Here is a 21154-nt window from a genome sequence, read left to right as displayed (position 1 = left end):
CCTAGGCCAGCTCGATGCCGCGGAGCTTGGCCTCGGCACGCTGGACCGCAGCGTCGTCGTCGTCGGACCGCGCCTGCTCCAGCTCGGCCTGCACCTGGTCCCGGTCGAGCTCGGACACCAGGTGGGTGTCCTCGCTCAGGATCGAGACGCGGTCGTCGGCGACGGACAGGAACCCGTCCTCGACGACCGCGACGACCGTCTCGCCGTCGGCCTTGATCTTGACCACGCCGGGCACGAGCACCGACAGCAGCGGCGCGTGCCCGACGAGGACGCCGAGGTCACCCTCGACGGTGCGGGCGACGACCTCGTGGGCCTCCCCCGACCACACCACGCGGTCGGCGGCGACCAGCTCGACCTGGAGCGTCGTGTCCGCCATCAGGAGTTCTTCTGGATCTCGGCCCACTTCGCATCGACGTCGTCGAGACCGCCGCACATGAAGAAGGCCTGCTCGGCCACGTGGTCGTACTCGCCGTCGCAGATCTTGGTGAAGGCGTCGATCGTCTCGTCGAGCGGGACGGTGGAGCCCTCGATGCCGGTGAACTGCTTGGCCACGTACGTGTTCTGGCTGAGGAAGCGCTGGATGCGACGGGCGCGCGAGACGATCGTCTTGTCCTCCTCGCTCAGCTCGTCGACACCGAGGATGGCGATGATGTCCTGGAGCTCCTTGTTGCGCTGCAGGATGCCCTTGACCCGGTTGGCCGTCGTGTAGTGGTCGTCGGCGATGTAGCGCGGGTCCAGGATGCGCGAGGTGGACGTCAGCGGGTCGACCGCGGGGTAGATGCCCATGGAGGCGATCTCACGGTTGAGCTCGGTGGTGGCGTCCAGGTGCGCGAACGTGGTGGCGGGCGCCGGGTCCGTGTAGTCGTCGGCCGGCACGTAGATCGCCTGCAGCGACGTGATCGAGTGACCACGCGTGGAGGTGATGCGCTCCTGCAGCACGCCCATCTCGTCGGCCAGCGTCGGCTGGTAGCCCACGGCGGACGGCATGCGCCCGAGCAGCGTGGAGACCTCCGAGCCGGCCTGCGTGAACCGGAAGATGTTGTCGATGAACAGCAGCACGTCGCGGTTCTGGACGTCGCGGAAGTACTCCGCCATCGTCAGGGCCGACAGCGCCACGCGCAGACGCGCTCCGGGCGGCTCGTCCATCTGGCCGAAGACGAGGGCGACCTTGTCGAGGACGTCGGCCTCCTCCATCTCGGCGATGAGGTCGTTGCCCTCGCGGGTGCGCTCGCCGACTCCGGCGAACACCGACACACCGTCGTGGTCCTTGGCCACACGGGCGATCATCTCCTGGATGAGCACCGTCTTGCCGACGCCGGCGCCGCCGAACAGGCCGATCTTGCCGCCGAGGACGTAGGGCGTCAGCAGGTCGATGACCTTGATGCCGGTCTGGAACATCTGCGTCTTGGACTCGAGCTGGTCGAAGGCGGGGGCCTTGCGGTGGATGCCCCAGCGCTCGGCCGCCTCGAACGTCTCGCCCTCGGGCATGTTCATGACCGCGCCGGTGGTGTTGAACACCCGGCCGAGCGTCTGGTCGCCGACCGGCACCGAGATCGGCTCGCCGGTGTCGGTGACGACGCTGCCGCGCACGACACCGTCGGTCGGGCGCAGGCTGATGGCGCGCACCAGGCCGTCACCGATGTGCTGGGCGACCTCGAGGGTGAGGGTCTCCTCGCTCCCGGGGATGCTGGTCTCCACGGTGAGCGCGTTGTAGATCTCCGGCATCGAGTCCGACGGGAACTCGATGTCGAGGACCGGGCCGATGACCCGCGCGACGCGACCGGTGGTCGTGGTCTTCTCTTCGGCAGTGGCAGTCATAGCTCTCTCACTCCTGACCAGCGGTGGCGTCGGCGAGCGCGTTGGCGCCGCCCACGATCTCGCTGATCTCCTGGGTAATGCCGGCCTGGCGGGCCTGGTTGGCAATGCGGGTGTACTTCTCGATGAGGTCCTGCGCGTTGTCGGTCGCGGACTTCATGGCCTTCTGGCGGGCGGCGAGCTCGGAGGCGGCCGCCTGCAGCTGGCAGTAGTAGATGCGGCTGTTGACGTACTTCGGCAGCAGCGCGTCGAGGACCTCGTGGGCCGAGGGCTCGAACTCGTACAGCGGCAGCAGGTCCGACTCCTCGGGAGCCTCCGTGCCCTCGACGACCTCGAGCGGGAGCAGACGGATGACGTCCGGCTCCTGCGTGAGCATCGACTTGAACCGCGTGAACACGATGTGCAGCTCGTCGACGGCGCGGGACGGGTCGATCGCTTCCTCGTCCGTCTCGTCCTGGGCGAACAGGCTCGTGAGCGCGTCGCCGATCTCGCGGGCGTTGGCGTACTCCGGCTTGTCGGAGTACCCGGTCCACGACGAGACGAACTCGCGCTGGCGGAAGGAGAAGTACGTCACGGCCTTGCGACCGGAGAGGTAGAAGTCGACCTCCTTGCCCTCGGACCGGAGCTTCTCGGTGAGCCGCTCCGCCTCCTTGAGGACGCTGGAGGAGTACGACCCCGCGAGGCCGCGGTCGCTCGTGATGACGAGCACCGCCGCCCGCGTGGGGTTCTCCTTCTCGGTGGTGAGCGGGTGGTCGACGTTGGAGAACGTCGCCACCGCCGACACCGCCCGGGTCAGCTCACGGGCGTACGGGGCCGCCGCCGCCGCGTGCTGCTGCGCCTTGATGATGCGCGAGGCGGCGATGAGCTCCATGGCGCGCGTGATCTTCTTGGTCGCCTGGGTCGACCTGATCTTCGCTCGTAGCTCTCGTACCGACGCTGCCATGTGGGTCAGCCCCGCTTCTGCTTGACGATCTGCTCCTGCTCGACGTCCTCGTCGTCCAGAGCGTCGAACTCCTCGCGACCGACGGAGATGCGTCCGCCCTCGCTGGTCTCGAACTGCTCGAGGAACGACGTGTACGCCGACTCCAGGGAGGACGCCGTGTCGTCGTCGAACTTCGCCGTCTCGCGGATCGTGGTGAAGATGCCCTCGTGCGAGCGCTTCACGTAGTCGAGGAACTCCTCCTCGAAGCGGCTGATGTCCTCGACGGGGACCGGGTCGAGCTTGCCCTGGGTACCGGCCCAGAGCGAGACGACCTGCTGCTCCATCGGGAACGGGGCGTACTGACCCTGCTTGAACAGCTCCATGAGGCGCTGTCCGCGGGCGAGCTGCGCCTTGGACGCGGCGTCGAGGTCGGAGGCGAACATGGCGAACGCCTCCATGGCGCGGTACTGAGCCAGGTCGACCTTGAGCGAGCCCGTGACCGCCTTCATCGCCTTGGTCATGGCCGCACCACCGACGCGCGAGACGGAGATGCCGACGTCGACGGCGGGGCGCTGGTTGGCGTTGAACAGGTCCGACTGCAGGAAGATCTGGCCGTCGGTGATCGAGATGACGTTGGTCGGGATGTAGGCCGAGACGTCGTTCGCCTTGGTCTCGATGACGGGCAGACCCGTCATCGAGCCCGCGCCCAGCTCGTCGTTGAGCTTGGCGCAACGCTCGAGCAGCCGGCTGTGGAGGTAGAAGACGTCTCCGGGGTAGGCCTCGCGGCCCGGCGGACGACGCAGCAGGAGCGAGACCGCACGGTAGGCCTCGGCCTGCTTGGAGAGGTCGTCGAAGATGATCAGGACGTGCTTGCCCTGGTACATCCAGTGCTGGCCGATGGCCGAACCGGTGTACGGGGCGAGGTACTTGAAGCCGGCCGAGTCCGAGGCGGGGGCCGCGACGATCGTCGTGTACTCCAGCGCACCCGCGTCCTCGAGGGCGCCGCGGACGCCGGCGATGGTCGAGCCCTTCTGACCGATGCCGACGTAGATGCAGCGGACCTGCTTGGTCGGGTCGCCGCTCTCCCAGAACTCCTTCTGGTTGATGATCGTGTCGATGGCGATCGCCGTCTTGCCGGTCTGGCGGTCACCGATGATCAGCTGACGCTGGCCGCGACCGATGGGCGTGAGCGAGTCGATGGCCTTGATGCCGGTCATGAGCGGCTCGGAGACCGACTGACGCTGCACCACGTTGGGGGCCTGGAGCTCGAGGGCACGACGGCCGTCGGTCTCGACGTCGCCCAGACCGTCGATCGGCTGGCCGAGCGGGTCGACCACGCGGCCGAGGTAGCCGTCGCCGACGGGCACGGAGAGCACCTCGCCGGTGCGCTTGACCTTCTGGCCCTCCTCGATGCCGGAGAAGTCACCCAGGATGACGACACCGATCTCGCGGACGTCGAGGTTCAGCGCGAGGCCGAGCGTGCCGTCCTCGAACTCGAGCAGCTCGTTGGCCATGGCCGAGGGCAGACCCTCGATCCGTGCGATGCCGTCGCCGGCCTCGGCGACGATGCCGACCTCTTCGGTCTTGCTGGCGCTCGGGGAGTAGTCGGACACGAACTGCTGCAGCGCGTCGCGGATCTCCTCGGGACGGATGGAGAGTTCCGTCATGTCTTCTGCCTGCCTTCTGTGGGTCTGGTGGCTGGGTGGTGCCGGATGATCAGGGGACGTCAGCCGGCGAGCTGCCGGCGGGCGGCCTCGAGTCGGCTGGACATGGTTCCGTCGACGACCTCGCCCTCGACGGAGACGGCGATGCCTCCGACGACCGACGGGTCGACCACGATGTTGAGGTGGACGTCGCGTCCGTACTTGCCGGCCAGCGCGGCCGCGAGTCGGGAACGCTCGTCGTCGGACAGCTCGTAGGCCACGCGCACGACCGCGACGAGGCGGTCGCGACGCTGGGCCGCCACCTCTCCGAACGCGGTCAGGACCTTCTCGAACGATCCGGTGCGTGCCACGACCGCCTGCTGCGCGAGCTCGAGGGTCTCGGTCGAGACCTTGCCCTCGAAGATCGAGGCGAGCAGGGACGCCTTGGCCTTGGCCGGGACCGAGCGATCGGCCACGACGCCACGGAGCTCGACGTCGCCGGCGACCGTGCGACCGAGCTCGAACAGCTCGGTCTCGACCCGCTCGAGGTCACCGGCGGCGTCGGCACGCCCGACCAGGGCGGCCGCACCGGCGGTCTCGAGGGCGTCGGCCAGGTCACGCCCGGCGTTCCAGCGCGACGCTGCCGCGGCCTTGACCACGTCGAGGGTCGCGCCGTCGACCTGCGAGCCGAGCACGGTGGCCGCGAGGCCGGCCTTGGCCTCGGGCTCGGTCGACGGGTCCGTGAGCACGCGGCGCAGCGCCGGGTTGGCGTCGAGCAGCGCCACCACCCCGAAGAGCTGGCTGCCGAGCGCCGCCGAGGAACCCTGGGCCGACTCGACGGCCGACAGGACCTCGTGCTGGGACCTCGCGGAGATGCCTCGCATCAGTTGGCCGACCCCTCCAGCTCCGTGATGAAGCGCTCGACGGTGCGACGCTGACGCGCCTCGTCCTCGAGCGACTCACCGACGATGCGTCCGGCGAGGTCCGTGGCGAGCGAGCCCACCTCGGCCTTCAGCTGGGCGAGGGCCTGCGACCGCTCGGCCTCGACCTGGGCGTGCGCCGTGGCCGTGATGCGGGCGGCCTCGTCCTGGGCCTGGGCCCGGAGCTCGGCGATGATCTGCGCGCCCTGCTCCTTGGCCTCCTCGCGGATGCGCGAGGCCTCGTGCCGGGCGTCGGCCAGCTGGGCGTTGTACTTCTCGAGCGCGGCCTGCGCCTCCTTCTGGGCAGACTTGGCCTCCTCGATCCCGCCCTCGATGGCGGCGGTCCGCTCGGCGAACGCCTGCTCGAAGTTGGGCACGACGAACTTGCGGACCAGCAGGAAGAGGATGCCCAGGACGACGAGGCCCAGGACGATCTCGGGCAGCTCGGGGACGAGCGGGTTGTGCTCCTCGCCCTCTGCTGCGGCGACCAGGATCGCGCTCATGGTGAATCTCCCTTAGCGAGGATCAGTTGTAGCCGAAGACGAAGGCCAGGGCCAGCGCGATGATGAAGAACTGCTCAGCGAGGACGAAGCCGAAGATCGCGATGCCCTGGAGCTTGCCCTGCGCCTCGGGCTGACGGGCGACGCCCGTGACGTAGGCGGCGAAGATCAGGCCGACGGCGATGGCCGGGCCGACAGCGGCCAGTCCGAGGCCGACGGTGGCGATGGAACCAGTCATGACGGTTCTTTCCTTTCGTGGTGACGCAGGAGGCGTCGGGTGCGGGTCGAGAGGTGGTCAGGTGGTACCGAGCGAGCTCAGTGCTCGTCGGCGATCGCGCTGCCGATGTACATCGCGGTCAGCAGCGTGAAGACGTAGGCCTGCAGGAACATGATCAGCATGTCGAGGAAGCTGACCCCGATGCCGAGCAGGAAGGACACGATCCCGGCGGGGATGCCGATGGCGGCGTTCGCGTAGTCGGTCACCAGGTACGCGGCGCCGAGCGAGAACAGCAGGATCAGCAGGTGCCCCGCGAACATGGTCGCGAAGAGTCGCAGCGCGAGCGTGAACGGTCGCACGATGATGTTGGAGAGGAACTCCAGCGGCACCAGGGCCAGCAGGATGGGGCCCTTGGCCCCGGCCGGCACGGTCTGGTGCTTGAGGTAGCCGAAGAAGCCGTGCTTGCCGATGCCCGCGACGTTGTAGATCAGCCAGGTCACGAGGGCCAGGGCCACCGGGAAGCCGAACTTCGACATCGACGGGAACTGGATGACCGGGATCACGCCGTAGAAGTTGTTCACCAGCACGAACAGGAAGACCGTGAACAGGTACGGCACGTACTTCATGAAGTCCTGGCTGCCGATGTTGTCGCGGGCGATGCCGTTGCGGATGAAGCCGTAGACGTACTCGCCTGCGAACTGCAGTCGGCCGGGGACCACCGCGGCCTTGCGGCTCGTCGCGTAGGCGAAGCCGAAGACGATGACGATGGAGAAGACGAGGAAGAGCTCGGGCTTGTTGACCTCCCAGCCGCCGATCGTGAACGTCGGCGGGAGCAGGAAGCTCCCGGGGCCGGGCTGCGGCGGGCCGTCAGCGGCAGCCGCCAGGGCGGTCGAGGCGAGGGTCACTCGGTCACCTTTGTCTCATGGCGCGGTCGATTCCGACTGGGAAGTCGGCGATCCGGCATACGGCCAGCGTCATCGTTCACGTCGTGACCGACCGGGAACCGGCTGGGCTTCGACGCACTCGAGAGGCTACCAGGAGGTCACGACGGGGTGTCGTCCAGGTCATACGTGAGGACCCGACGGCGGCGGAACGCCCGGACCTGCAGGGCCGTCCACACCAGGCTGCACGCCACGGCCGACAGGCCGAAGGCACGGCGGTCGACGTGCTCGGCCACCCCGCCGACGTCGAAGAGCAGCAGCAGCACCGCCATGGCGGCGAACGCCTTGACGAGGAAGAACAGCACCGCCGCGGGCAGGGCGAGCACCGGGCTCGAGCGCGCGACCGGGTTCATCACCAGCGGCGTGGAGCCGAGGAAGGCCACCACCACGATCCCGGCCAGGAGGGCGCCGAGCACCCCCGGCCACCCGTGGGTGGCGCCGGCGACCGTCGCGCACAGCAGCACGGCGACGACCATCGGGACGGCGACGGGGACCACCCGCCGGACGGTGGGCCGGGGGTCCGGCGCCGAGCCGCTCACGTGCGGTTCCACACGCGACCCTCGAACCGAGGCAGCACGAAGGCCGAGGCGGCCGTGAGCAGGGCGAGCACGACGAATCCGACGATCGACTGCCACCCGCTGAACAGGCTCACCACGACGCTGCCGAACGCCACGAGCCCGGCCGCCGCGTACATGAGCAGGACGGCACGGCGGTGCGAGTGGCCGATCTCGAGCAGCCGGTGGTGGATGTGCATCTTGTCCGGGCTGAACGGGGAGCGTCCGGCCCGTGTGCGGCGCACCACGGCGAGCGCCAGGTCGAGGAAGGGGACGAGCAGGATCGCGAACGGCAGGAACAGCGGCAGCAGGGCGGGCAGGAAGCTCGCCGCTCCCCCACCCACACCCTCGGAGAGGCTCGTGGCCGGGAACTGGCCCGTCAGGCTGATCGAGGAGCAGGCGAGCATGAAGCCGATGAGCATCGAGCCGGAGTCGCCGATGAACATCCGGGCAGGGAAGAAGTTGTGCGGCAGGATCCCGATGCACGCGCCTGCCAGCGCCGAGGTCAGGAGGGCCGCGGCGATGGCGCGCGTCTCGCCGTTGACCACGGCGAGCGAGAACGCGTAGGAGAAGAACGCGATGGCGCCGATCGCGACCATGCCGGCAGCGAGGCCGTCGAGGCCGTCGACGAAGTTCACCGCGTTGGCCGTGGTGACGATCAGCAGCACCGTGAAGATGATCGACTGCGCGTTGTCCAGGCCCAGGTAGTTGTTGTAGAGCGGCAGGTACAGGAACTGCACCCCCATGGCCACCACCACGACCCCGGCGAGCACCTGGCCGGCGAACTTGCTGAGCGCGTCGAGCTCGAACAGGTCGTCGATCACGCCCACGACGCAGATCACCGCTCCCCCGACGATGACCGCCTGGGCGTCGCCGAAGACCGCGTCGTCGTTGCGCGACAGGAACGGCAGGTGGGTCGCCACGAGGTAGGCCGACACGAGCCCGCCGAGCATCGCGGGACCGCCGAAGTACGGAGTCGGGATGGCGTGGACGTCGCGGTCGCGCACGCGGGCCACGGCCCCGAAGCGCACCGCGAGCATCCGCGCGATCGAGGCGAGGAGGTAGGTCACCCCGAGGGCGACCCCGAAGACGACGAGGTACTCACGCACCGAACGGCTCCACGGTGTTGTTGTAGCGGTGGAGGACGTCGAGGGTGACCGGTCCCTCGCGCAGGATGCGTGGCGAGCTGCCGGTCACGTCGAGGATCGTGGAGGCGGTGCCGCCGGGGCTGGTCCCGGCGTCGAGGTAGACGGCCACCGCGTCGCCCAGCATGCGCTCGGCGTCGTCGACGGTCACGGCAGCGGGCTCGCCGGTGAGGTTCGCGCTGCTCACCGCGAGCGGGCCCGTCTGCTTGAGCAGCGTGAGCGCGACGGGGTGGTCCGGCATCCGCACGGCCACGGTGTGGTGCGTCTCGCCCAGGTCCCACGTGAGGGACGGCTGCTGGCGGCAGATGATCGTGAGCGGCCCGGGCCAGAGCTCGGTGGTCATGGACCGGAGCCATCCGGGGACGTCGGTGGCGAGCGCCTCGAGGGTCGTGGGGGCGCCCACGAGCACGGGCGGGGGCATCTGCCTCGTCCGGCCCTTGGCGTCGAGGAGGCGCTGCACGGCCTCGGGCGAGAACGCGTCGGCGGCGAGCCCGTACACCGTGTCGGTGGGCACCACGACCAGCTCACCGGACTCGAGCACGCCCTGGGCGGCGTCGATCCCGGTCTGACGTGTCTCCTCGTCGGCGCAGTCGTACCTCACCGGGACACCCTAACGGCCACGCCAGCGCCGACGCAGCGCCCACGCGGTCGGCCCACGCCGTCTGACACGCCGTCTGCCCAGGGCCTCACAGCACACCGTGGATGACGAAGGCGATGGCGAGGAACTGGATGGTCCGACCCAGGAAGACCATCGCGAGGAAGACCCAGAGCCGCTGGCGGGACAGCGGTGCGAGGAGCGTCACGACCGCGAGCGGCGGCACGGCGGCGAGCGCCGAGAGGAACACCGTGGCCGCGCCGGCCACCGGTCGGTCGAGCCAGGTGAGCAGGAGGTCGCCGGTACGGCGCAGCCACGCGGTCACCCGGTTCCGCGGCGGTCGGCGCTCGGCCTGCTTGCGGTAGCGGGCGGACCCGGTGCGCACCAGCTGGAACACGATCGCCTTGCCGGCCACCGTGCCGACGCTCAGCGTGAGGATGACCAGGGCGAGGTCGAACCGGCTGTCGACGAGGGCGCCGAGGCTCAGCACGTAGATCTCGGCGTTGAGGAACATCGGCAGGATCGCCGAGCCCACGCCGAAGGCGAAGGCGGCCGCGTGGACCAGGACGACTGCCATGGTCCGGGAGCCTATCGGCAGGCGGACGCCCTGCGAGCACACCCGTCGCCGAGAACCTCCTGGCGCGCCGGGTCAGCGCAGCACGACGTCGCCCACCAGCCAGGCACCGTCCTGGCGGACCATGGTCATGACCACCCGGCTCCGCTCGGTGCGCTGGGTGCCGTCGCTGCCCCGGGTGATGGTCTGGTCGACGAACAGCAGTACCTCGACCTCGTCGGCGGAGACGGCCCTGCCGACCGCCTCGACGACGTCGCCGACCGCACGGGCCTCGACCCGGCGCGCCACCTGGGCGACGGGCTCGTTCGCCTCGGCGTACTCCCGCGCGAACTGCGGGGTCGCACCGGTGCGCGCCCACGCCGTGTCGGCGTCGAAGGTCTCGCCGGTGTAGCTCGTGAGCTGGACCGCGCGGTCGCGCGCCACGGCCGTCGCCTCCGCCGCGGCGTCCGCACGCTGCTGCACCGCCCGTCCGGACAGGACGAGCCACGCCGCACCGACGACTACGGCCAGCAGCGCCACCGCCAGCGCGAGGGCCACGACACGAACCCGTCGGTCCCCGCCCGACGACAGACGCTCCACGGCACTGCCGCGCGAGGTCGTCACCGTCGGTCCTGCGGCAGGGGCGCGTTGGACGACCCGCGCTGCTGGCCCCCGAAGGACGTCGGGCACGAGCGGTCCGGATCGATCGGCCGGCGCTCCGCGTGCTTGGGGCTCGGGTCGGCGACGCCGTAGGAGCACACCCCACCGGGCGAGACCAGCATGTTGGTCTGGAGTCGCCCGTCCTTCACGGCCTCGGCGAACCGGTCGAACCCGCTGGGGAACACCCGGAGGAGCTCGCGCAGGTGCTGGTCGCGCGGGATCGTCATGTCGGCGAAGACGATCATCTCGTCGAGCACCCGCGGCAGCTTGAGTGCGACGAGCGACGTGAGCTCCCTCAGGTCCTGCACCCGCGCCGGGAGGGCCTCGATGCTCGTGCGGAGGGTCGGGTCGTAGTCAGCGAGCCAGGCGGTGAACGACTCGGCGGACCGGGCGAACTCCCGGAACTCGTCCTCCACGTCCACCCCGGTCCGCAGCACCGTGCGCCCGTTGACCAGGAGCCGCTCGGTCTGCGGCCAGGTGCGGTCGAGGGTCTCGACGATCCGCGATCCGGAGTCGAGGACGCGACGCAGGTCGTCGGGGTCCTCGAAGGCCACGCGCAGCTCCTGCAGCGTGGTCCGCAGGGCGGCGGTGTCGACGTCGGACATGAGGTCGTCGACGGAGCGCAGGGTCTGCGCGACCGTGGTCGGCGTGGTGGTCGCCGACGCCGCGATGCGGTCGCCGTCGTCCAGCCACGGCGCCCGGTGCTGCTCGGGCTGCAGGTCGAGGAACTGCTCACCGGCCGGGGAGAGCGAGCGCACGACCGCCCGGGCCGTGGCCGGGACCTGGGCACCGGGGTCGAGCGACAGGGTCGCGACGGCTCCGGACCCCTGGGCGCGGACGGTGTCGACCTTCCCGATGCGCACCCCGCGATAGGTGACGCCCGAGCCCTCGAACAGCCCGCCGGTCGTGGCGAGGTCGACCTCCACACGATCCTGGCGCTGCCCGACCGTCCCGCCCAGGACGGAGGTGTAGAGGTGCATCGAGACCAGGACCAGCACGGCGAGCAGCGCGAACGCGCTCGTGCGGTACCTCATGGGCATGGGACGGCTCATCGTGACCCTCCCAGCAGTCCGTCGAGACCCAGGCCGGAGAGGCCTCCACCGGGCTGGGCGGCGGCGCCCGCTCCGGGCGAGGCGCCACCCGGGGGCACGAGGCGGTCCAGGCCCGGGAGCGACCCCACCAGCGACTCGATCCCGTCGACCAGCCCGTCCCCGGACAGGCCACCGGTGTCGGGTGTCTCGATCCGCGGCAGGTCGAGGTCGCCCACTCCCGGCAGCGACGGCAGCCCGACGCTCACGGAGGTCTGGAAGTACAGGTACGTGTTGAGGTACTCCGCCGGCACGGCCTCGTCGATGAGCCTCGAGAAGCCCACCAGGGTCCGCAGGCCCGGCTCGAACTCGTCCGCCGTCGTGTTGAGCGACTCGAACACCGGCCCCGCCTGGGCGAGCACCGTGGTGAGGTCGTCGCGCGAGCGGCCGACCACGTCCACGACGTCGGCGCCGAGCCGGTCGATCCCGCTGAGCAGGTCCACGAGCTCGTCGGTGTTCTCCCGGACGACCTCGGCGGCCGGGCGCAGGTCGGTCAGGGCCGCGTCGACCACGTCCTCGCGCTCGTCGAGGACCCGCGAGACCTCGGCCAGCGCGGTGAGGGCGGCATCGAGCTCGTCGTCGGAGGCGTTGAGGGCCGACGCCGTCCCCGCCATCCTGCGCAGCGCGGTGCGCACGGCCGGTTCGCGGCCCCCGAGTGCCGCGTTGGCCTCCTCGACGATGGTCTGGACCTGGCCGAGCCCACCACCGTTGATGAGCATCGAGGCGGCCGACATGGTGTCCTCGATGGTGGGCGCGCTCGACGCGTCGCCCGCGGCCAGCACGGAGCCCGGCGCCAGGAACGGACCGTCCGCGTCCTCCTCGCCGACGTCGACGAAGAGTTCACCGAGCGGCGTCGTGGCGCGCAGCCGCACCGTGGTGCCCTCACGGAGCCGGCGGTCCGCGAGCACGTCCATCGTGACGCGGGCCCGGAAGTCACGGACCGAGATCTCCCGCACGCGCCCGACCAGCACACCGCCGCTCTTGACCGGCGCGCCGACCGCCAGGTTGAGCGCGTCGTCGAACTCCGCCGACAACGGGTAGGAGTCGCCGCCCAGTCGGCTCCCGGGGAGCGGCAGGTCCGAGGCCGTGGTGCTGCACCCGGCCAGGGCCACGGCCAGCAGCACGCCCACCACGGCACGGCCCAGGCGTCGCGTCGGGCCGGTCATCCCTCGCTCACCCCCGCCAGCGTCAGCAGGACGGTCCACAGCGGGAGGTCGAGCAGGCCCAGTCGCTCGCACGCGTCCTGCGGCGCGCGCTCGCAGAGGTCGGCGACCACCGTCCTGCCGGGCACGAGGTCGAGCGGACGGGTGCGGAAGCTGAGCCGGTCGTTCTCGTCGATCGCCCGGACCAGGTTCTGCAGCATGAGCGGGCCGGTGTCGAGGAGCTGCTGGTACTCGGCCTGGTGGTCGGCGAGGTCCTGGGCGAGCGCCACGAAGTCATCCATCTGCGAGCTGATGCGCCCGCGTTGGTCGCGCACCACGATCCCGACCTCGCGCACCATGGCCGTGACGGCGTCGAACGTCGCCTCGATCGACTCGTGCTGCTCGTCGAGCATCGTGGCGGCCTCGGCGACCTGGTCCACGAACTGCCGGACCACCTGGTCGTCGTTCGCCACCGCCGTCGTCAGCTGGTCGAGCCCGGTGATCGTGCCCTCGACGTCGCCCAGCTGGGCGTCGATGGTGCCCAGCACGTCGGCCAACCCGGCGAGCCCGTCGCGGATCGCGCCACCGTTGCCGTCGAGGTTGGCCGCCGACGACGTCAGCAGGCCGTTGAGCGCGTCCCCACCGTCCGCACCCAGGGCCGACGACGTGGACTCCAGGGTCGAGAGCAGCTCGTCGAACTCCACCGGAGTCCGCGTGCGTTCCAGGGGGATCACGTCACCGTCGCCCAGCGTCGCTCCGCCGCGGTAGACCGGTGTGAGCTCGACGTAGCGATCCGTGGCGACCGACCGCGACACCACCACCGCGGCGGCGTCGGCCGGGACGTCGATCCCGTCGTCCAGACGCAGGGTGACGTCGACGTGTCCGCCGCGCGGGCGCACCTCGACGACCTCACCGACCCGCACGCCCAGCACGCCGACGTCGTTGCCCTCGAAGAGTCCTGCGGCGTCGCGCAGCTGCACGGTCACGGTCCGGCCACCGGAGCCGACGCAGCTCGAGAGCAGCGGGACCACGAGCGCCACCGCGAGCAGGGGCAGGAGAGCCCGCCACCACCGCCGGGTCCTCATGAGCACTCGTCCGGGCTCGCGAGGCACGCGAGGTTGTCGTTGATGGCGACCGGCACGTGCAGGTCGAGCCAGGGTCCGTTGCCCGAGGCGTTGGCGACGTACTTCGTCATCGTGGCCAACGACGACAGGGCCTTCGTCACGTCGTCGCGGGCGTCCTCGAGACCGTCGAGGGCGGTGGTGAGGTCACGCAGCATCGGGTCGAGGTCCTCCTCGGTGTCGTCGAGCAGACCACGCACCTGCACGGCCATGCGCAGCGCGTCGGACAGCATCTGGTCGATCACCTCACGACGGGAGGTCAGCTCGCCGAGCACGAGCGTCGACTGCTCCAGCAGGTCGAGCACGGCGTCGGCGTTGCGGTTGAGCGTCCCCGTCACGTCGTTGCTGGCCGCCAGGAGACGGGACAGCTGGTCGCTGCGCCGCGACGCGACGCGCGCGAGGTCGGCCACGCCCTCGACCGCGGCCCTCGTCTCGTCGGGGGTGCGACCGAGCACGTCGGCCATGACGTTCATGGAGCGCGCCAGCCCCTCGGCGTCGAGCGTCTGCAGGGCGTCGGTCGAGGCGTCGACGACGTCCTGCAGGTTGTAGGGCACCGAGGTCCGCTCCAGCGGGATCCTGGCATCGGCGAGGTCACCGGTGCCGCGCGGTGCCACCTCGAGGAAGTGGCTCCCGAGCAGCGTCGCGACCTTGACGGCGACCCCCGAGGACCGACCGAGCCGCACGTCGCGGTCGGCGGTGAAGGTCACGACCACGCGGTCCTTCGCCAGTCGGATCCCGGTCACCTCCCCCACGCCGACGCCGGCGACCTGGACCTCCTCGCCGACCCGCAGGCCGGCCGTGTGCTCGAGCTCGGCCGTGTACGTGCGCTGGCCGAACGGGATGACGCTGAGCGCCAGGACGAGCAGGCCGAGGACCCCCAGTCCGACGACCCCGACCATGCCGACGCGGCGTGCGTGCGTCCGTCGATCGCTCATCGGCAGACCTCCGAGTAGGGGCCGTCGGTGGAGCCGAGGTTGATCAGCTCGCCACCGACCTCCACCCCGAGGTTGCAGATGTACATGTTGAGCCAGGTGCCGTAGGACATCGGTCGGGCGAACGCGCCGGTGGCGGTCGGCACGGCGGCCAGCATGGTCTGCAGCTCGCCCATGTTGTCGGCGAACAGCGCCGCGGTGGTGCGCAGCGCCGTGGTCACCCGGGCGACGTCCGGGCGGGTGTCCTCGACGAGGTCGGCCGTGACCCGGGAGAGCTCGGAGATGCCGTCGATGGACTCACCGATCGTGGTGCGCTGCTCGGCCAGACCGGTCATCAGCGCCCGCAGCTCCCCGACCGTGGCGGTGAGGTCGTCCTCGCGGTCGACGAGGTTCTCGAGCACCGGGGTGAGGTGGGTGAGGACGTCGGTGACGACCGCGTCCTTGTCGGCCAGGTTGCGCGTGAGCGTCGCCGTCTCGTCGAGCAGGCTCTCCACCGTGCCGCCCTCCCCCTGGAGCACCTTGACCACCGACTCAGCGAGCTGGTTCACGTCCTCGGGCCGGAGCGTCTCGAAGAGCGGCTCGAAGCCGTTGAGCAGCGCGGTGAGGTCGAAGCCGGCACTCGTGCGCGACGTCGGGACGACGCTGCCCGGCTCCAGGGCCGTGCCCCGCTCACGGCCGGGCAGCAGCGCCAGGTACCGCTGGCCGAGCAGGTTCTGGTAGCGGATCACCATGCCCGTGGTGTCGGTCAGACGCTGCCCCTCCCCCACGGACACCCGCACGCGGGCGGTGTCACCACCGACGAGCTCGATGCCGTCGACGCGACCGACCCGGACACCGGCGGCACGCACGTCGTCACCGACGCGCAGCCCGCTGACCGACGTGAAGTCCGCCGCGTAGGTCCGGGTGGTCCCCTCCGTGCTGTTGAGCATCGTGTTCGCGAGCACCACGAGGACGAGCACGCACACGGTGGCGAAGGTGACGAGCTTGACGACGGTGGCCCTCATCGGTCGTCGCCCTCCAGGTAGGGGCGTCCGAGGAGCTCGGCGACACCACCCTGGGGGGCGGCCTCCAGCTCGTCGAGCATGCCGCGGAGCTCGGCGACCAGGGCGTCGTCGTCGGACGTCGCGGCGTTCGTGCCGCTGCCTGTCGAGCCCGGCGAGCCACCGCACCGCGGGCCGCGGGCCGTCCCGTAGGTGGGGCAGTCCGACGCGGTGTACGGCGCGTCGTCGCCGGTCTTGATGAAGACGTTGGTCGACATGTAGGAGCCCTGCGAGAACGTCTCGGCCTGCTTCGCGGCGAAGTCGACGAACGAGGTGAAGCTGTCGGGCAGACCGGCGCGCTCGTCGTACATGGCGTCGACCACGACCGCGGCACCGTCGAGCGCCTCGACGAACGGGTCCCCGACGGCGTCGAGCGCCCGACGCCCCTCGCCCACGAGGGCGTTGCTCCCGGCGAGGAGCGTGGTGAGCTGCGCCCGCTTCTGCACGATCGTGCGGCTCGTCACGAGCGCGTTGCGCGTGGCGTCGAGCAGCTGCGGCGACGTCTCGGCCAGCGTCGTCATGTTCTGCGCGAACAGCTCGAGGTCCTCGCGCAGCAGCGGCAGCCGGGGCTCCAGGCGGCCGAGGTAGCCGGAGACCGTCTCGATCGCGCCGCCGAGCTGCTCGCCGCGGCCGTCGAGCGCCGTCGCGAGCGCACCCAGGGTGGCCGACAGCTCGGCCGGCTCCACGGCGGTGAGGATGCGGTAGGAGCTGTCGAGCGTGTCCTGCAGCTCGAGCGTCTCGGCGTCCCGGGCCTGCTCGATGGCGGCACCGGCTCGCAGGGTGCCGCGCTCGCTCCGGGGTCGGACCAGGTCGACGTAGGTCGTGCCGAACACCGTGGCGGGCAGCACGCGCGCCGTCACCTGCGCCGGGACCTCACGTGCGTGCCGCTCGTCGATGCGCAGGTCGATCCGCACCGAGGGGTCGGCACCGTCGACCGTCGTGCCCGGCTCCTGGGTGATCGAGGTGACGCGTCCGACGATCACGCCGTCGAGCTTGACGTCCGAGCCCGGGACGAGCGACCCGCCGGCGTCGTCGACGAGGGCGTGCGCCGTCGTGTCGTCAGCCAGGGCACCTCGCGACACCGCGGCCAGGGCCGCGCCCACGAGCACCAGGAGCACCACGAGCACGAGGCCGCGACGCACGAGGACCGCGCGGCCGGGGTCGTCGGGATCGATCGTCGTCAGGTCCATCGCCGCATCACCCCGCGATCCGGACGCCGGGGTCGCCGCCCCAGAAGAGCAGGGTCAGCACCATGTCGAGCAGGACGACAACGACGATGCTGGCCCGGATGGCGCGGCCCGTCGCCTCGCCGACACCCTGCGCCCCGCCGCTCGCGGTGAACCCGAACCAGCAGTGGATGAGTGTCACGGCCGCGGCGAACACCAGGATCTTGACGACGGACAGCAGCACGTCGCGCAGGGCGACGAAGGACGTGAAGTAGTGCTCGAACGTGCCCGGCGGCTGTCCGAAGATGAACGTGACGGAGAGCTGGGTCGCCAGGTACGAGCCCGCCAGCCCGATCAGGTAGAGCGGAAGGATCGCCGCCATTGCCGCGATGAGCCGGGTGGTGACCAGGAAGTGCAGGGGCGGGACCGACATGACCGCGAGGGCGTCGACCTCCTCGTGCACCCGCATCGATCCGAGCTGTGCGGTGAAGCGACAGCCGACCTGGGCGGCCAGGGCGAGCGCCGCGATGAGCGGTGCGAGCTCGCGCGTGTTCACGACCGCGGACACGAAGCCGGTCAGGGGTGCCAGGCCGATGGTCTCCAGCCCGTTGAAGCCCTCGATGCCCAGGGAGGTTCCGGCCGACAGGGACAGCAGCACCATGACGCCGACCGTCCCGCCCCCCACCAGCAGCGCACCGGTCCCCCAGCTGATGTCGGAGAGGATGCGGAACGTCTCGAGCCGGTAGGTGCGCAGCGTCGCGGGGATCGCCCCCACCACCTTCGCGACGAAGGTCAGCTGGGCCCCCATCAGCTCCAACGCGTTCCCCGGCGCCGCCATGGCGCGCCGGCCCGCGCGTTCCAGGCTGCTCATGCCATCCTCTGCGGCACGAGCATGACGTAGCCCTGGGTGATGACGACGTTGACGACGGCCAGGGCGATGACGCTGATCACGACGCTGGCGTTGACGGCGTCGGCCACGCCCTTGGGGCCGCCCTGCGCCGACAGACCCTTGTGGCACGCCACGATCGTGGCGATGAAGCCGAAGATCGCGGCCTTGGCCTCGGCGAGCAGCAGGTCGGAGGGCTGGGCGAAGCTCGTGAAGGACCCGATGTAGGTGCCCGAGCTGACGTCGCCGGACCCGACGTTGAGCGCGTAGCCGGTGGTCATGGCGGTGGCGGCCACCACCACGTTGAGGAGCAGGCCGACCGTGACCGCTGCGACCATGCGCGGTGCCACGATGCGCTGCGTCGGGTTGAGTCCCATGACCCGCATGGCGTCGATCTCCTCGCGCACGGTCTGCGAGCCGATCTGGGCACAGATGGCCGAGCCGACGGCTCCGGCCATGAGGAGCGAGGTGACGAGCGGCGCGCCCTGGCGGAGCACGCCGATGCCGTTGACCGCCCCGGAGAACGAGACCGCACCGATCTGCGACGCGACCGCACCGACCTGCACCGCCACGATCACGCCGAACGGGATCGCGACGAGGATCGTCGGCAGCAGGGCCACACGCGTCATGAACCAGGCCTGCTCGACGTACTCGCGCCAGGCGAACCGTCCGCGCAGGATGTCGACGACGGCGAAGCGCAGGGACCCGAGGCCGAGGAGGATCATCTCGCCGAAGGTCTCGAGGCCGGCATTGCCGGAGGCACGCAGGCCCGTGGCGGTGCGCGCCAGGCGTCCGGAGCCCGCGCCTGGGGGCACCGACGTGTCCGCGCTCATCCGACCTCCCTCACCGCCGCAGATGATACCTGTACGAAGGTACTAGTTCAGGGCCTCTCGGGGAAGAGAACGAGCCAGGAAGGCGTGGGTCACGTCACACCGCTCGGCGCGGAGGACCGGTCGGGCAGGGGTGGACGCCCTGAGGACACGGTCGAGGCCGTCGGCGGCGGCGGAGCGCCGTGAGCGGGAGCGCCGCCGGCGGGGCGAGCCTCAGGGGCGACGGGCGGTGAGGAAGCGGGGCCGGTCCGCGAGGTCCACGTGGTCACGCACGTCGGACCAGCGTCCGGCGAAGACACCGGGGGCGGACTCGCCCTGTGCGTCGGCGTGCTCGGCCCCGACCGAGCCGCCCGGGCGCAGCAGCCGCCACGCGGCCTGCTCGAGCGCACGCATGGCGTCGAGACCGTCGTCACCCGACCACAGCGCGAGCGACGGGTCGTGGTCGCGTGCCTCGGGGGCGACGCTCTCCCAGGCCTCGAGCGGGATGTACGGCGGGTTGCAGACGACCACGTCGACGGTGCCGTCGAGGTCCGCGAACGCCTCGAAGGCGTCACCGAGACGGAGGTCGACGCCGGTGTCCCCCAGGTTGCGCTCGGCCCAGCCGTAGGCGGCTTCGTCGAGCTCGACGGCGTGCACCCGGGCCCGCGGCACCTCGTGCACGATCGACAACGCGATGGCGCCCGAGCCGGTGCACAGGTCGACGACCACCGGCGGCTCCTCGCGTGCGGCGACGACGGCGGCCGCCTGCTCGACGGCCCACCCCGCGAGCAGCTCGGTCTCGGGACGGGGGACGAAGACCCCCGGGCCGACCTCGAGGTCGACGTAGCGGAACCCGGCCGAGCCGGTGAGGTGCTGCAGCGGGACCCGCCGGGCCCGCGCCTGGACCATGTCGCGGTACACCTGCGCCTGGGGACCCTGCGGCCGTGCGGTCAGGAGAAGACCGCGTGGCGTCCCGGTCACGTGGGCGAGCAGGATCTCGGCATCGACCCGCGGCGACGCGACGCCTCCGGCCGTCAGCGTGTCCGTGGCCTCGTCCAGGAGCCGCTCGGCCTGGCTGCGCACCCGGCTCACGCTCTCGTCCCGTCGACCGACTCGAGTCGTTCGGCGAGGTCGGAGTCGACGAGGGAGCCGATCACGTCGTCGAGCGCGCCGTCCATCACGGCATCGAGGTTGTAGGCCTTGTACCCGGTGCGATGGTCGGAGATCCGGTTCTCGGGGAAGGTGTAGGTGCGCACCCGCTCCGAGCGGTCCATGGTGCGGATCTGGGACCTGCGGGCGTCCGAGGCCTCGGCGTCCGCTGCGGCCTGGGCCGCCTCGAGCAGTCGCGCCCGGAGGATCCGCAGGGCCTGCTCCTTGTTCTGCAGCTGGCTCTTCTCGTTCTGGCAGCTCACCACGAGGCCCGACGGCAGGTGGGTGATGCGCACCGCCGAGTCGGTCGTGTTCACGCTCTGACCACCCGGGCCGGAGGACCGGAAGACGTCGATGCGCAGGTCGGCGTCGTGGATCTCGACGTCGACGTCCTCGGCCTCGGGCAGCACCAGGACGCCGGCCGCCGACGTGTGGATCCGTCCCTGCGACTCGGTGACGGGGACGCGCTGCACGCGGTGCACCCCGCCCTCGAACTTGAGCAGCGCGTACGGCGCCTGACCGGGCTCCGGCGTGCCCTTCGCCGCGACCGAGGCGGTGACCGACTTGTAGCCACCGAGAGCGGACTCCGTGGCGTCGATGATCTCGACCCGCCAGCCCTTGCGCTCGGCGAACCGGGTGTACATGCGCAGCAGGTCGGCGGCGAAGAGTGCCGACTCCTCGCCACCCTCCCCGCCCTTGACCTCCAGGATCACGTCCTTGCCGTCGGCGGGATCCCGCGGGACGAGCAGGCGCTGGAGCCGCTCGGCGAGGGCTGCACGCGTCGCCTCGAGCTCGGCCGCCTCGTCGTCGAGCTCGAGCTCACGTGCGGCCTGCAGGTCCTCGACCGTCTGCTGCCACTCGCGGTAGGTGCCCACCACGGCGCCGAGCTCGGCGTACCGTCGGCCGACGCGCTTGGCGCGGCCGGCATCGGCGTGCAGGGCGGGATCGGCCATCTGCCGCTCGAGCTCGGCGTGCTCGGCGACCAGGCCCTCGACAGCCTCGAACATGGCGATCCTCTCGTGCCCTCGGCGTCTCGACGAAGCGTCCGGTCCCTGGGCCGGCGGCCCGGGGACGACGACGCCGACCCGATCCCTCGAGGGATCGGGTCGGCGTGTCGGAGGAGCTACTTCTTGCCGTAGCGCTTCTCGAACCGGGCCACGCGGCCGCCGGTGTCGAGGATCTTCTGCTTGCCCGTGTAGAACGGGTGGCAGGCCGAGCACACGTCGGCACGGAGGGATCCCTCGGTGGCGGTGCTGCGGGTGGTGAACGAGTTGCCGCAGGTGCAGGTGACCTGGGTCTCGACGTAGGTGGGGTGGATGTCGCGCTTCATGATGTCCTCTCGTCGGTACTGGGTCG

The 21154-nt window shown here is 71.0% G+C and carries 24 protein-coding genes; all 24 read right to left on the bottom strand.

What is annotated here, in order from left to right; genetic code table 11:
• Nucleotide 1: 1 nt before the first annotated feature.
• The 24 genes from RQG84_RS09725 to rpmE all read right to left on the bottom strand — a co-directional run bounded on the left by RQG84_RS09725 (nucleotide 2) and on the right by rpmE (nucleotide 21128).
• Nucleotides 2–376: a F0F1 ATP synthase subunit epsilon gene (locus RQG84_RS09725; RefSeq protein ID WP_055966999.1), complete on the bottom strand. Its 375-nt coding sequence runs from the start codon at nucleotides 374–376 to the stop codon at nucleotides 2–4.
• On the bottom strand, nucleotides 376–1818 hold the full coding sequence (gene atpD / locus RQG84_RS09720) for a F0F1 ATP synthase subunit beta (protein ID WP_055966996.1): 1443 nt from the start codon (nucleotides 1816–1818) through the stop codon (nucleotides 376–378). Before atpD ends, RQG84_RS09725 begins: the two co-directional genes overlap by 1 nt.
• Nucleotides 1819–1825: 7 nt before the next feature.
• A complete protein-coding gene (locus tag RQG84_RS09715) occupies nucleotides 1826–2758 on the bottom strand; it encodes a F0F1 ATP synthase subunit gamma (protein WP_056553950.1) in 933 nt (310 codons plus the stop codon).
• Between the two features lie 5 nt (nucleotides 2759–2763).
• Nucleotides 2764–4404, bottom strand: coding sequence for a F0F1 ATP synthase subunit alpha (atpA, locus tag RQG84_RS09710; RefSeq protein WP_055966991.1), 1641 nt, complete (start codon nucleotides 4402–4404; stop codon nucleotides 2764–2766).
• A 59-nt stretch (nucleotides 4405–4463) separates the two neighbouring features.
• Nucleotides 4464–5264: a F0F1 ATP synthase subunit delta gene (locus tag RQG84_RS09705; RefSeq protein WP_055966988.1), complete on the bottom strand. Its 801-nt coding sequence runs from the start codon at nucleotides 5262–5264 to the stop codon at nucleotides 4464–4466.
• Nucleotides 5264–5803, bottom strand: coding sequence for a F0F1 ATP synthase subunit B (locus RQG84_RS09700; protein ID WP_055966985.1), 540 nt, complete (start codon nucleotides 5801–5803; stop codon nucleotides 5264–5266). Before RQG84_RS09700 ends, RQG84_RS09705 begins: the two co-directional genes overlap by 1 nt.
• Before the next feature lie 22 nt (nucleotides 5804–5825).
• Nucleotides 5826–6038: an ATP synthase F0 subunit C gene (locus tag RQG84_RS09695; protein WP_055966982.1), complete on the bottom strand. Its 213-nt coding sequence runs from the start codon at nucleotides 6036–6038 to the stop codon at nucleotides 5826–5828.
• Nucleotides 6039–6115: 77 nt separating this feature from the next.
• Nucleotides 6116–6922, bottom strand: coding sequence for a F0F1 ATP synthase subunit A (atpB, locus tag RQG84_RS09690; RefSeq protein WP_082481874.1), 807 nt, complete (start codon nucleotides 6920–6922; stop codon nucleotides 6116–6118).
• A gap of 137 nt (nucleotides 6923–7059) precedes the next feature.
• Nucleotides 7060–7497: a hypothetical protein gene (locus tag RQG84_RS09685; protein WP_311209870.1), complete on the bottom strand. Its 438-nt coding sequence runs from the start codon at nucleotides 7495–7497 to the stop codon at nucleotides 7060–7062.
• A complete protein-coding gene (locus RQG84_RS09680) occupies nucleotides 7494–8621 on the bottom strand; it encodes a glycosyltransferase family 4 protein (RefSeq protein WP_311209869.1) in 1128 nt (375 codons plus the stop codon). The genes RQG84_RS09685 and RQG84_RS09680 overlap by 4 nt, the downstream gene beginning before the upstream one ends.
• Nucleotides 8614–9258, bottom strand: a complete 645-nt coding sequence (locus RQG84_RS09675) for an L-threonylcarbamoyladenylate synthase (protein ID WP_055966975.1) — start codon at nucleotides 9256–9258, stop codon at nucleotides 8614–8616. The genes RQG84_RS09680 and RQG84_RS09675 overlap by 8 nt, the downstream gene beginning before the upstream one ends.
• An 85-nt stretch (nucleotides 9259–9343) precedes the next feature.
• Nucleotides 9344–9829, bottom strand: coding sequence for a VTT domain-containing protein (locus RQG84_RS09670; protein ID WP_311209868.1), 486 nt, complete (start codon nucleotides 9827–9829; stop codon nucleotides 9344–9346).
• 72 nt (nucleotides 9830–9901) lie between these two features.
• The gene (locus tag RQG84_RS09665) at nucleotides 9902–10429 is read right to left on the bottom strand and encodes a hypothetical protein (protein WP_311209867.1); all 528 of its coding nucleotides are present in this window, start codon (nucleotides 10427–10429) and stop codon (nucleotides 9902–9904) included.
• A complete protein-coding gene (locus RQG84_RS09660; RefSeq protein ID WP_311209866.1) occupies nucleotides 10426–11517 on the bottom strand; it encodes an MlaD family protein in 1092 nt (363 codons plus the stop codon). Before RQG84_RS09660 ends, RQG84_RS09665 begins: the two co-directional genes overlap by 4 nt.
• A complete protein-coding gene (locus RQG84_RS09655) occupies nucleotides 11514–12719 on the bottom strand; it encodes an MCE family protein (protein ID WP_311209865.1) in 1206 nt (401 codons plus the stop codon). Before RQG84_RS09655 ends, RQG84_RS09660 begins: the two co-directional genes overlap by 4 nt.
• Nucleotides 12716–13780 (bottom strand): MCE family protein, encoded by a 1065-nt coding sequence (locus RQG84_RS09650; protein ID WP_311209864.1) that lies wholly within the window; start codon nucleotides 13778–13780, stop codon nucleotides 12716–12718. Before RQG84_RS09650 ends, RQG84_RS09655 begins: the two co-directional genes overlap by 4 nt.
• Complete coding sequence (locus RQG84_RS09645; RefSeq protein ID WP_311209863.1) at nucleotides 13777–14751, bottom strand: MCE family protein; 975 nt, start codon at nucleotides 14749–14751, stop codon at nucleotides 13777–13779. The genes RQG84_RS09650 and RQG84_RS09645 overlap by 4 nt, the downstream gene beginning before the upstream one ends.
• Nucleotides 14748–15752, bottom strand: a complete 1005-nt coding sequence (locus tag RQG84_RS09640) for an MlaD family protein (protein ID WP_311209862.1) — start codon at nucleotides 15750–15752, stop codon at nucleotides 14748–14750. The genes RQG84_RS09645 and RQG84_RS09640 overlap by 4 nt, the downstream gene beginning before the upstream one ends.
• Nucleotides 15749–16978 (bottom strand): MCE family protein, encoded by a 1230-nt coding sequence (locus tag RQG84_RS09635; RefSeq protein ID WP_311209861.1) that lies wholly within the window; start codon nucleotides 16976–16978, stop codon nucleotides 15749–15751. The genes RQG84_RS09640 and RQG84_RS09635 overlap by 4 nt, the downstream gene beginning before the upstream one ends.
• Nucleotides 16979–16985: 7 nt before the next feature.
• On the bottom strand, nucleotides 16986–17825 hold the full coding sequence (locus tag RQG84_RS09630) for an ABC transporter permease (RefSeq protein ID WP_311209860.1): 840 nt from the start codon (nucleotides 17823–17825) through the stop codon (nucleotides 16986–16988).
• Entirely contained in the window at nucleotides 17822–18673 is an 852-nt protein-coding gene (locus tag RQG84_RS09625; RefSeq protein WP_311209859.1) for an ABC transporter permease, read from the bottom strand. The genes RQG84_RS09630 and RQG84_RS09625 overlap by 4 nt, the downstream gene beginning before the upstream one ends.
• 210 nt (nucleotides 18674–18883) lie before the next feature.
• Nucleotides 18884–19741: a peptide chain release factor N(5)-glutamine methyltransferase gene (gene prmC, locus RQG84_RS09620; RefSeq protein WP_396135268.1), complete on the bottom strand. Its 858-nt coding sequence runs from the start codon at nucleotides 19739–19741 to the stop codon at nucleotides 18884–18886.
• Nucleotides 19738–20805 carry a peptide chain release factor 1 gene (gene prfA / locus RQG84_RS09615; RefSeq protein WP_311209858.1) on the bottom strand — a complete coding sequence of 356 codons (1068 nt, stop codon included), beginning with the start codon at nucleotides 20803–20805 and terminating at the stop codon, nucleotides 19738–19740. The genes prmC and prfA overlap by 4 nt, the downstream gene beginning before the upstream one ends.
• A gap of 116 nt (nucleotides 20806–20921) precedes the next feature.
• Complete coding sequence (gene rpmE / locus RQG84_RS09610) at nucleotides 20922–21128, bottom strand: 50S ribosomal protein L31 (protein ID WP_055966938.1); 207 nt, start codon at nucleotides 21126–21128, stop codon at nucleotides 20922–20924.
• Nucleotides 21129–21154 lie beyond the last annotated feature (26 nt).

Source organism: Aeromicrobium sp. WCS2018Hpa-31, assembly GCF_031843905.1.
Classification (GTDB): domain Bacteria; phylum Actinomycetota; class Actinomycetes; order Propionibacteriales; family Nocardioidaceae; genus Aeromicrobium.
This window is presented reverse-complemented; position numbering and strand designations above follow the sequence as displayed.